We start from the raw sequence: 11,963 nt of genomic DNA, 5'->3' as shown, positions 1-11,963 counted from the left end.
TCTCTATATTGTAGCATGTTGAGGCGGATGAAAAAAGAACTTGGCTTCATATTGACGGCTCAAATGTTTTCGGCGACTGATCAGGTTAGACAAGATTGGGAACCGCTCTCTCTTCAAACTGATCACCTTTCCACGAGTAGAAAAAAGAGCCGCTATTCGCGACTCTTCCCCTCTTTCCTTACTGTATGGTAATCTCTAGGTGCCCACCAGAAAGCAGCGACTACACCTAGGATGACGACTATAAATGGTGCATAAAAAATCAAAAAACTTGTCATAGTTGTATCCCTCCTATGCGTGATTGTCTTCTTTTCCTGTCACATAATTTTTGTTGAAAAGGAATAGCTTCAACAACAAGAACAGTGATGGAATAAGCAGACATAGTCCCAAAACAAACGCAATGACGAGCGCAATTGCCATTTGTGTACTTGTAAAGCTATCGTAAATTGTTAAATATGGATACAGTAAATATGGGTATTGGGCAATTCCATATGCAAAGAATGCCACTGCAAATTGGGCAATCAATAAACTAACCGCTAGACCATAATTTTTTCGCATCCATATTAACACTACAGTAATAATAAACAGCACCGCAGAAATGGCAAACATCCACCATAAATTAACCATGTTATTGTAACTTTCAGGGTTAATGAATTTCATTTCGTACATAATGCCGAGCGCACTCACCATTAATGGTATCGCCCAAGCAAGCGCGTATTTTCGCATTAAATTTGTAGCTTCTCGATCCTTTGCTTTATGTGCATACCAAGTTAAAAACACGGCTGAAATATAAAGTACCGCAGCAATGCTCAGCACGACAATACTCCAAGCAAACGGACTCATATACAACTTCCAATAATTCAAGACCGGTTGCCCATCAATAAGATCAACATAGCCACCCGCAGCAATCGCGAATACAACAGAGAGTGAGGCAGGAATGAGTAATCCTGCTATACCATATGTCAACGTGTAACCAATATGCCCACGTGCGCCATATGATTCAAATGCATAGTAGGAGCCTCGTATTGCAAGAAGCACTAGCGAAATACTAACTGGAACAAGTAAAATCGTTCCATAATAGAAAGCTGTTTGTGGGAAAAATCCAACAATCCCGACAAAAAAGAATACTAAAAAGACATTCGTTACTTCCCAAACTGGTGATAAATAACGTTTAATAATATTCGTTAAAATGTGATTTTTTCCGATGAGTAGGCTGTAGGCATTAAAAAAGCCTGCACCAAAATCGATTGAAGCTACAATGACATAACCAAATAGGAAAATCCATAAAACTGAAATACCTAAAATCTCTAATGTCATAAGATGTCACCGCCTTTTTCATCATGGCGATCTTCTATTTCACGCTCAATTGGATTCTTTTTGAACATGCGAACCAACACTACGATACTTCCTACTGCTAATACCGCATATACACCAGTAAACAATAGCATCATTAAGTCTACATGATCACTCGTTGTGGCCCCTTCTGGTGTTCGCATTAATCCATATAAGATCCAAGGCTGTCGTCCCACTTCGGCAAGCCACCATCCTGCTTCAATTGCAATAATGGAAAGTGGTCCACCTGCAACAACAATCCATCTAAACCAACGTCTATGAATAAACTGCCAATCACGTGCTTTCCCGGTTACATAAAGCAATGAAACGAGTGCCATGAACATGCCAATAAACACCATGAGGTCAAACAGATAATGAATATACAGCGGTGGTCGATCTTCTTTAGCAAATTGATCTAAACCAATTACCTCTGCATTTGGATTATTATGTGCTAAAACACTTAAAGCATAAGGTACTTTAATAGCATATTTTACTTCTTCACCATCTAATACACCCAATAGTATAAGAGAAGCTTTATCTCCCGTTTCAAAGTGCCACTCAGCTGCAGCTAATTTTTCTGGTTGATATTCAGCTAAATATTTTCCTGAAAAGTCTCCAATAATCGCTGCTGCAATAGAGAAAATCAGACCAATCTTCATAAGTAGGTATAAAGATTTTTTATGGTATACATGCTTAGAACCTCTAAGTAGACGGTATCCTGCAATGGATGCTAACACAAATGCGGCCGTCATGTAGGCTGTAACGAGTACATGTGCTACCTTTGTCGGCATCGCTGGATTAAACATCGCTAAAAAAGGTTGAATATTTACAAGCTGTCCGTCCACAATGTCAAATCCTTGTGGTGCATTCATAAACGCATTGACAATTGTAATAAACACAGCTGACATTGATGCACCGACAGCAACCGGAATTAATAGTAGCATATGCTTTTTCTGACTATCGAAGCGATCCCAAGTATATAAGTAGATGCCTAGGAAGATGGCTTCAAAGAAAAAGGCAAACGTTTCCAAGAAAAGTGGTAATGCAATCGTTTGGCCAGCAAGCTGCATAAAATTCGGCCATAGTAAAGACAACTGTAAGCCAATTGCTGTCCCTGTTACAACTCCGACGGCAACTGTTATAACAAAGCCGCGCGCCCAACGTCTTGCCATTAAAATATAGTGCTCATCATTCTTTTTATACCCAGTCCATTGTGCGATCATAATCATTAATGGGACACCAACCCCAATCGTTGCATAAATAATATGGAACGATAAAGTTAGCTCCGTTAATGCTCTACTCCAAAAGACTGCTGATTCATTCACCATTTCATTGCCCCCCTAACCTCCAAATATTCTTCCAAGTATGGAAAGTAGCATGATAATTGCAACACCAAAGCTTAGCCAAATGAGCTTTCTTTCCTGTGACTTATACAACGGCAACACTCCCTTTCCCTTATCCATACCCCCATTTTCCACTATTGCAACGAAAAAAACCTTTATAATGGACCGGAATTTCGGCCTATTATAAAGGTTTCAAATTTTGTTCAAGTATTATACTCACATTTGCCAAACATTTTTCTTAATTCATTCACAATACCATTTAAAGGATGGGCATATACGCATATGTGGTGTTTAATCCATTAATACCCATAACAAAAGGATTTCTTTTAACTTCAATAGAACTATTTTTTATGTTTATTGTACACGGTCTTCTTCACGAATATCTGCTAGTGGGACAAAAATTTCAATATGACGCTTTAAGTTTTCAAATGTTGCAGGCGCGTCACCACCATATTCACCATCTAAGTTTAAATGAATTTCATCTTCAGTAGATACTTTGACGACACTTGCTTTTTTATAAATTACACGATCATCATTTAAATGCTCGCCTCTTAATGCCATTGCAGCAAGCTGAATAAATTCAGGCAGGTTTACTTTTTTCAATACGATTAAAGTAAAGTAGCCATCATTAATACTTGCGTCTGGTGCAAGCTTTTCAAAGCCTCCCACCGAATTTGTTAAGCCACATAAAAACATCATGGCATCCCCATCAAACACTTCGCCATCGTATTCAATACGCATGTGAGAAGCTTTAATCGATGGGATCATTTCCACTGCTTTTAAGTAGTAAGCTAACTGCCCTAGCATTGTTTTCATTTTACTTGGCACTTCATAAGTTAATTCTGTAATACGTCCGCCAGCAGCAATATTGATGAAATAGCGTTCCCCATTTAATAAACCAACATCTACTGGTAACGATTCACCTTTAATAATAATGTCAACGGCAGCTTCAATATTTCGAGGAATGTGCACGGCACGGGCAAAGTCATTCGTTGTACCCATCGGAATTAGACCTACTTTCGGCCGGTTCTCAAATGGACTTACACCTGCAACAACTTCATTTAATGTGCCATCTCCACCAACTGCAATAATTATATCAAAGCCACGTTCTACTGCATTTTTTGCAGCAATGGTCGCATCGCCTTCACAGGTTGTTGCGTGACAAGATGTCTCATAGCCTGCTACCTCTAATTTTGCCAATACTTCTGGTAGATGCTTTTTAAACACTTCACGCCCAGATGTAGGATTATAAATGATTCTTGCTCGTTTCATAACATACCTTCCTGCTTCATAAGATTCTATTTCTTTCAACGAATTATTCTTTTAAATGTTGCATTGAAGTCAACAAGAGCAAGGCATGTCCTCATTTTTCTGACATGCAGCCTTGTGATTTACAATTATTGCAATGCAGCTGTTACTTGCTTTTTAAAATCCTCGTAAACATATGTCCAATATGATTTATTCGTCATATTCTCTTCACGAATTTCTGCATATAGCGCTTTTTGTGCATCTTCAAATGTAGGATCTTCTTTATCAGGTAAAGTAGCTCGTTTACTTACTACTAATTCCTGTAATTCTGGTGCTCGTGGTCCCCATTTTCCTACAACCTGACCAGCATCATCTAATAGAATATAAACCGGAATTGCACGGCCACCGTTTGTTAAATAACGATCAATCAAATCTGTATCCGCATCACGTAATACTGCGCGCATGTCTAGTTCTGCTGCCTCTGCAACTCGGCGAATGATTGGATTGTTTAACATTGCGTCCCCGCACCAGTCCTCAGTAATTGTTAAAATTTTTAGTTGATTGTTCTTCAATAGTTCGATAAAGCCATCGTTTATTGGCACTTCGAAACCATCATAAATACGGAAGCTTTCCTCTTTTAATGTCGTCATATGATCCATATATTGTTGAATTGAAATCGCATCATTGAAATATTGTTGTTCCGTTTTCATTGATAGACCTCCTAAAGTTTTATCATGTTCTTCTATATTTTGCTATGAATACTCCATTTAGACAACTATAAAGTGCTAATTTGGTATTTTTTAGTTCTTTTCTCCATAAATTCGAGTTTATTTCCGTTCCTGCTGAGCTTTTAAATCTCCCAGCCTCTACTCAAAAAAAGCCTTTTTATTGTTATAGATGCCCCTAAAGATTCTTTAGTATGTATTAATTTTTATTTATAAAAGGCCAAGAAAGCAAATTTGCTCTCTTGACCTTCCGTTGCAATTACAATTAACGTTTTGCAATTTCTTGTTGTAATAATTTATTGACCATAGGTGGGTTCGCTTGACCTTTAGTTGCTTTCATAATTTGACCAACTAAGAAGCCGATAGCGCGATCCTTACCGTTTTTGAAGTCTTCGATCGATTGTGCATTGTTGTCTAGAACTTCTGTAACGATAGCAAGTAATGCACCTTCATCAGAAATTTGAACTAAACCTTTTGCTTTAACGATTTCTCCAGCAGAACCGCCATTTTCTACTAATTCAGCAAATACCTTTTTACCGATTTTAGAAGAAATTGTACCGTCAGTGATTAATTTCACCATTTCCGCAAGGTTTTCTGGCGTTAATGCAGTATCTTTAAGGTCTTTTTGTTCTGCATTTAAGTATGCAGAAACATCACCCATAAGCCAGTTTGCTGAAAGTTTTGCATCCGCATCTTTAGCTACCATCGCCTCGAAGAAGTCTGAGATTTCTTTTGAAATAACAAGAACTCCTGCATCATATGGCGTTAAGCCTAATTCTTCAACATAGCGTTTTTTACGAGCATCTGGAAGCTCTGGAATTTCTGATTTTACTCGCTCTAACCATTCATCATCGATTGATAGGCGAACTAAATCTGGCTCTGGGAAGTAACGATAATCGTCTGTTCCTTCTTTTACACGCATAAGAATTGTTTTACCTGTTTTTTCATCGAAACGGCGAGTCTCTTGCTCAATTACCCCACCTGAAAGAAGGACATCAGCTTGGCGTAATTCCTCGTGCTCTAAACCACGGCGAACATAGTTGAAAGAGTTAAGGTTTTTAAGCTCTGTTTTTGTACCAAATTCTTCTCGACCATATGGACGAAGTGAAATGTTGGCGTCACAACGAAGTGAACCTTCTTCCATTTTACAGTCCGATACATCTGAATATTGGATGATTGATTTTATTTTTTCAAGATACGCATACGCTTCGTTTGGCGTGCGAATATCTGGCTCAGAAACGATTTCTACAAGTGGTGTACCTTGACGGTTAAAGTCAACTAAAGAGTGGTCTCCACTGTGAGACAGTTTACCAGCATCTTCTTCCATATGAAGACGTGTAATACCAATACGTTTTGTATAACCATCTACTTCAATATCAACCCAGCCGTTTTTACCGATTGGTTTATCGAATTGAGAAATTTGATAAGCTTTCGGATTATCAGGATAGAAGTAGTTTTTACGGTCAAATTTTGTTTCTTGTTCGATTTCCATGTTTAGTGCAAGTGCTGCACGCATTGCGAAATCTACAACATTTTTATTAAGTACAGGTAGGACCCCAGGATAGCCTAGGTCGATAACTGTAGTATTTGTATTTGGTTCAGCACCGAAGTGAGCTGGTGCTGGTGAGAAGATTTTTGAGTTCGTTTTTAACTCAACGTGTACTTCTAAACCAATGACTGTTTCAAAGTTCATGTTATTTTCCCTCCCAAATTTGAGGAACTTGTTTATGGAACTCCGTTGCTTGTTCAAAAGCATGAGCTACACGGTAAATTGTTGCTTCATCGAAATATTTACCGATAATTTGTAAGCCTAGTGGTAGACCATTTTCAATTCCACATGGGATTGAGATGGCTGGTACACCAGCTAAGTTCATAGGAATCGTTAAAATATCATTTGCATACATCGTCATTGGATCATCAACGTTTTCACCAATTTTAAATGCTGGTGTAGGAGCAGTTGGTCCAATGATTACGTCAAAGTCTTCGAATACTTTGTCGTAGTCTGCTTTGATAAGTGTACGTGCTTGTTGAGCTTTTTTATAGTAAGCATCATACGTACCTGCACTTAGCGAGTAAGTACCAAGCATGATACGACGTTTTACTTCATCGCCAAAGCCTTGTGCACGTGTTTCTTTATAAAGGTCCATCAAATTATCAACGTTTTCTGCACGGAAACCATAACGGATACCGTCAAAACGAGAAAGGTTAGAAGACGCTTCAGAAGAAGAAAGAATATAGTATGCTGCAAGTGCATATTTCGAGTGAGGAAGTGATACTTCTTCTACTGTAGCACCTAGGCCTTTTAATACTTCTAATGCATCAAGCACTGATTGACGTGCTGCTTCGCCAACACCTTCACCAAGGAATTCTTTTGGCACAGCGATACGTAAACCTTTTACGTCACCAGTAAGTGCTGCTGCGTAGTTTGGTACTTCTACGTCTGCAGAAGTTGAATCGTTTGCATCTAATCCTGCGATTGCTTCAAGTAAAAGAGCATTGTCTTCAACATTACGTGTAATTGGTCCGATTTGATCTAAAGAAGATGCAAATGCAACTAGACCAAAACGAGATACACGGCCATATGTAGGCTTCATTCCTACAACACCGCAATAAGCAGCTGGTTGACGGATTGAACCACCTGTATCAGAACCAAGTGAGAATGGTACTTCACCTGCTGCAACTGCTGCTGCAGATGCACCTGAAGATCCACCTGGTACGTGGTTTAAGTTCCATGGATTTTTTGTTGTTTTATAGTATGAGTTTTCATTTGAAGAACCCATTGCAAACTCGTCCATGTTTAATTTACCGATAGTGACCATACCTGCGTCACGTAGCTTTTTAACTACTGTTGCATCGTAAATTGGCATAAAGCCTTCTAAAATTTTAGAAGCACAAGTTGTTTCTAAGCCTTCTGTCACGATGTTGTCTTTAACACCGATAGGAAGACCGAAAAGTGGTCCACGCTCTTCAAATGGCACTTTATCCATTTCAGCTGCTTGTGCAGTTGCTTTTTCTTCGTTTGAAGCAAGGAAAGCTTGTACATCGCCGTCAAGCTTCGCCACACGTTCGAATGCTTCTTTTGTTAAATCAGCGATTGTTAAGTTACCCGCTTTAATATCAGCTTGTAGCTCCTTCGCTGAACGTTCAAATAACGTCATGAGGAATCCTCCTATGTTTTAGTATTACATGATAGCTGGTACTTTTACTTGACCATCTTCTTGTTCTTTTACGTTTAACATCATTACTTCACGGTCTAAACCTTTTGTTGCCACATCTTCACGCATTACGTTTACTAGTGGTAAAACGTGAGTTGTTGGTTCAACATTCGTTGTATCTAACTCGTTTAGTTGCTCTGCGAAGTCAGTAATTTTACCAAGCTGTTCAGCAAATTTCTCTGCTTCCTCTTCCGTAATTGCAAGACGTGCTAAGTTTGCCACGTGCTTAACTTCTTCTTTTGTTAATTTTGCCATTTTTCACACCTCCGAATACTCATTCAATTCATTGCTTTTGTCGATAACAATAGGGTTGAATAAAGTTAACCATGCAAATAATCATAACATTTTTCATATTAAAAATCACAACTTTCACCAAAAATAAAGAAACTTTCACTACTATGACGAAGTGTCGTCTTTATGGACTGTTTTTAGAGTCCTCCATTAAGACTTTGCTCTTTGTGAGCGGAGCATCGATCGCGTTGTTGTGCTTTCTTATGTATCCGTCACTTTGAGGAGTCTATCCATTTTTGCTTTTCTATCCATCATTTCGGTGAGGTTTTCCTTCACTTCGGGGAGCTTTCCGTCGTTCCAAGGATTCTTTCCGTCGCTTTCAACTCATATTCATCCCATAAAAAAATATAGTCAGCACAAGGCTGACTATATTTCTAATAGATATGGACGTATGGTTCTTTTTCGTTGGCATTCTTTACGATCAATGCCTCTGGACCGTTAATTGAGGTGATACTTACTTCAACATGAATATTATCAAATTGTTTGATCAGGACACCTGTTAAATATTGAGTGAATCCAATAATTTCAGGTTTACTAAAGAATTGGATGGGCACTTCAATCGATAATTTTTGAATTTTTTTGTTTTGGTAGAAGCCTGTTCCTACTACACTAGTATAGTTTGAAAAATACTTATCTACATCTTGTTTAAAATTCTCAAAGTTTTTGCTGTCATCACGGTATACATCCTGTGATTCACTCGTTGGGAACAGAATATATTCTTCATCCACAGCTTTCCAATCAGATACTTCGTTTTGTCCAGCTTTAGCTACGCCATAGTTAAAATATGTTCCTGGAACAATATCATTGCGCGCTTTTTGTTTAAATAAGCCTACTACTATCGGTACATCTTTCAATTCATCACGGGTTCTTAGACGAGACACAATTTCTGAGGCCATCTTCTTCCCTTGCTCAATCAGTTCTGCCTCCGAAATTGGTTTCTCATAGTATTCCCCATACTTTTCTTTTTGATAGTAATAAATAGAGTTTAAGGCAAGTCCTATCGAAATACCACTTAATTTTACTTTGTTATCACTAGTTTTTGTTAAATAATTTTGCTCAACAATATGTGATAAATAGATTGGAGCCTTTTCTGCACGTTCCTCTGCAGGCATTGAGTCCGTCGTCGGAGGATTTAAGCCGTCTTTCTCTTGTGAACTTCGGGCAAGCCAATTTTCCACTGTATTTTCCGCTAAATATTGCCCCTCTTGGAAGAAATAGTTTTCTGTGTCAAACTCATTTTGAGAAAGACGCATTAAACCTGTTTCAACTTCCTTCATATCATATTTTGTATAAATATTCGAAACTACTAATCCCCTACTAGCACTTTGTTTATAGGGTGTTAGCGTTCTATAATATGATTTATCAATCTGTAAGCTTGGAATAATTGTTGTTTCCGCTTTTTCCTGTTGCGTCTCCTGTGTTAGCTCTGTCTCCTTCTTATCAGAAGGCACACAGCCGACTAGCATTGCAGCAGCGATAATTGCTGGAATGAGTCGAAATGACTTCATTATTTTAGTACTCCTTTACTGATGTTCAGATTTTGCTTGACGAATTGTTCGTACCTATCTGTGGAAAGGACGAACAATTCATCTTTCTTTACTATAATATTTAGATCATCACCATAACGTGTGATTGATTTCCGTTCCAACTGGGCGCTTTGTAGCTGCCGCTTTGCTTTCGCTACAGAGCAAAGCTTCCTGGTGACGTCCAGTCTCCACTCCAATCAATTTATAAAGTATGCATTTAAACAAATGCCATCCTCAACTTTTGGTGATGAACCTGATAGTATCCATTATTGGGCAAGGTTAAATTGTTCGATCAGGCGATCTTCATTCCAAACTTCAATACCTAACTGCTCGGCTTTTGTTAGTTTAGAACCCGCATCTGCTCCTGCAATAACAAGATCAGTTTTTTTGCTGACACTGCCTGTAACAATACCACCTAACTCTTCTATTTTCGCCTTTGCTTCGTTACGTGTCAATTGCTCAAGTTTACCAGTTAATACGATTGTTTTTCCTGCAAGAGGATTATCCCCTACAGCTACCTCTACCTTTTTACCTTTATACTTCATATTGACGCCTACTTCAGCAAGGCGCCCGATGACTGCACGTGCATCCTCATTTAAAAAATACTCGACAAGTGATGAAGCCATTTTATCGCCGATTTCGTAAATCGCCACGAGTTGCTCCTCTGTTGCTACCATCACCGCTTCCATTGTTCCAAACTCCTCTGAAACAATTTTCGCAGCCTTTTCACCAACATGTCGTATTCCTAATCCAATTAGTAAACGCTCCATCGAATTTTCCTTAGAAGCCTGGATAGCATTGACTAAATTCGCCGCTGATTTTTCTCCCATACGCTCAAGCTCGACAAGCTGTTTCTCCGTTAAGTGATACAAATCAGAGACATCATGAATTAAATCTGCACGTAATAATTGTTCAACGACCTTATCACCAAGTCCGTCGATATTCATCGCATTACGCGATACAAAATATTTAATGCTCTCCGCGATTTGTGCAAAACATGCTGGATTTACACAACGTAAGGCCACTTCCCCTTCAATACGAATAAGTTCGCTATCACAAACAGGACAATTTTCAGGCATTACATACGGAACTGAGTCCTCAGGTCGCTGCTCCAGTATTACACCGACAACTTGTGGAATAATGTCTCCGGCTTTTCGGATAATGACTGTATCCCCTAGACGAATATCTTTATCACGAATTAAATCCTCATTGTGTAATGATGCACGTTGAACCGTCGTACCTGCCACTTGAACAGGCGATAAAATAGCAGTTGGTGTAACAACCCCTGTTCGCCCAACCGTTAAATCAATATCAAGTAATGTTGTGACTACTTCCTCAGCAGGGAATTTATAAGCAATTGCCCAACGTGGACTCTTTGCTGTATAACCTAGCTCATCCTGCTGGGCATAACGATCCACCTTAATGACAATACCGTCAATTTCATAGGCTAAATTCGGACGGTTTTCAGTCCATTTTTCGATAAATGCTAGTACCTCTTCTATCGTTGAACAGCGTTGACGCTCTTTGTTTGATGGGAAACCTAGTCCCTCTAAATAATCAAGCATCTCTGCATGACCGTCAATACCATATGCCTCACCATCTCCCCCAATTGCATAAATAAAGGTAGATAGTTGACGACTCGCTGCTATTTTAGGATCTAACTGGCGTAAAGAGCCTGCAGCCGCATTTCTCGGATTTGCAAACAATTCTTCTCCATTTTCAGCACGTAGAGAATTCAATTTTTCAAATGATTTTTTAGGCATATACGCCTCACCACGTACTTCAATTGTAAGTGGCTCCTTCAATCGAAGTGGTATTGCTCGAATCGTTTTTAAATTTGCTGTAATATCTTCCCCTACAACACCGTCTCCTCGTGTTGCTCCTTGTACAAAAACGCCGTTTTCGTATTTTAAAGAAATAGCAAGACCATCGATTTTCAGCTCGCAAACATAGGAGAATTTATCACCGATTGCTTGACGCACTTTACGGTCAAATTCACGTAAGTCTTCTTCATTAAAAGCGTTTGATAGACTTAGCATAGGGTAATCGTGCGTCACTTTTTTAAAGCCTTCTACCACCGCTCCACCAACACGTTGTGTCGGTGAATCTGGATAAATAAGTGACGGATTTGCTTCCTCTAATGCAATAAGTTCATGTAATAATTGATCGTAAACACTATCTGCTACGACAGGTTTATCCAATACATAATAGGCATGACCATATTCATGTAACAATTTATTTAATTCAACAACGCGCTGTTCAATTTCGTTCATTTAAGTTCCCCCG

The 11,963-nt window shown here is 38.9% G+C and carries 10 protein-coding genes; all 10 read right to left on the bottom strand.

Annotated elements, in window-relative coordinates:
• Positions 1–152 precede the first annotated feature (152 nt).
• Positions 153–275 (bottom strand): cytochrome bd oxidase small subunit CydS family protein, encoded by a 123-nt coding sequence (cydS, locus tag AC3WSK_RS18290; RefSeq protein WP_256469478.1) that lies wholly within the window; start codon positions 273–275, stop codon positions 153–155.
• Between the two features lie 13 nt (positions 276–288).
• Positions 289–1,314 carry a cytochrome d ubiquinol oxidase subunit II gene (locus AC3WSK_RS18285; RefSeq protein ID WP_492414297.1) on the bottom strand — a complete coding sequence of 342 codons (1,026 nt, stop codon included), beginning with the start codon at positions 1,312–1,314 and terminating at the stop codon, positions 289–291.
• Complete coding sequence (locus tag AC3WSK_RS18280; RefSeq protein ID WP_079562669.1) at positions 1,311–2,657, bottom strand: cytochrome ubiquinol oxidase subunit I; 1,347 nt, start codon at positions 2,655–2,657, stop codon at positions 1,311–1,313. Before AC3WSK_RS18280 ends, AC3WSK_RS18285 begins: the two co-directional genes overlap by 4 nt.
• Positions 2,658–3,026: 369 nt before the next feature.
• Entirely contained in the window at positions 3,027–3,944 is a 918-nt protein-coding gene (locus AC3WSK_RS18275; RefSeq protein ID WP_079562668.1) for a diacylglycerol kinase, read from the bottom strand.
• A 125-nt stretch (positions 3,945–4,069) separates the two neighbouring features.
• The gene (locus tag AC3WSK_RS18270) at positions 4,070–4,630 is read right to left on the bottom strand and encodes a thioredoxin family protein (protein ID WP_079562667.1); all 561 of its coding nucleotides are present in this window, start codon (positions 4,628–4,630) and stop codon (positions 4,070–4,072) included.
• A 280-nt stretch (positions 4,631–4,910) separates the two neighbouring features.
• Positions 4,911–6,338, bottom strand: coding sequence for an Asp-tRNA(Asn)/Glu-tRNA(Gln) amidotransferase subunit GatB (gatB, locus tag AC3WSK_RS18265; RefSeq protein WP_079562666.1), 1,428 nt, complete (start codon positions 6,336–6,338; stop codon positions 4,911–4,913).
• Position 6,339: 1 nt separating this feature from the next.
• Complete coding sequence (gene gatA / locus AC3WSK_RS18260; protein ID WP_492414298.1) at positions 6,340–7,803, bottom strand: Asp-tRNA(Asn)/Glu-tRNA(Gln) amidotransferase subunit GatA; 1,464 nt, start codon at positions 7,801–7,803, stop codon at positions 6,340–6,342.
• Between the two features lie 24 nt (positions 7,804–7,827).
• Entirely contained in the window at positions 7,828–8,115 is a 288-nt protein-coding gene (gatC, locus tag AC3WSK_RS18255; protein ID WP_010857153.1) for an Asp-tRNA(Asn)/Glu-tRNA(Gln) amidotransferase subunit GatC, read from the bottom strand.
• Positions 8,116–8,525: 410 nt separating this feature from the next.
• Positions 8,526–9,659, bottom strand: a complete 1,134-nt coding sequence (locus AC3WSK_RS18250; protein ID WP_079562664.1) for a CamS family sex pheromone protein — start codon at positions 9,657–9,659, stop codon at positions 8,526–8,528.
• Positions 9,660–9,943: 284 nt separating this feature from the next.
• Complete coding sequence (gene ligA, locus AC3WSK_RS18245; protein WP_079562662.1) at positions 9,944–11,950, bottom strand: NAD-dependent DNA ligase LigA; 2,007 nt, start codon at positions 11,948–11,950, stop codon at positions 9,944–9,946.
• Positions 11,951–11,963: the final 13 nt, after the last annotated feature.

The organism is Lysinibacillus sp. EB271-A1-10B (assembly GCF_058791335.1).
Note: the sequence above shows the minus strand (reverse complement) of the source record. Positions and strands in the feature narration are given on the sequence as shown.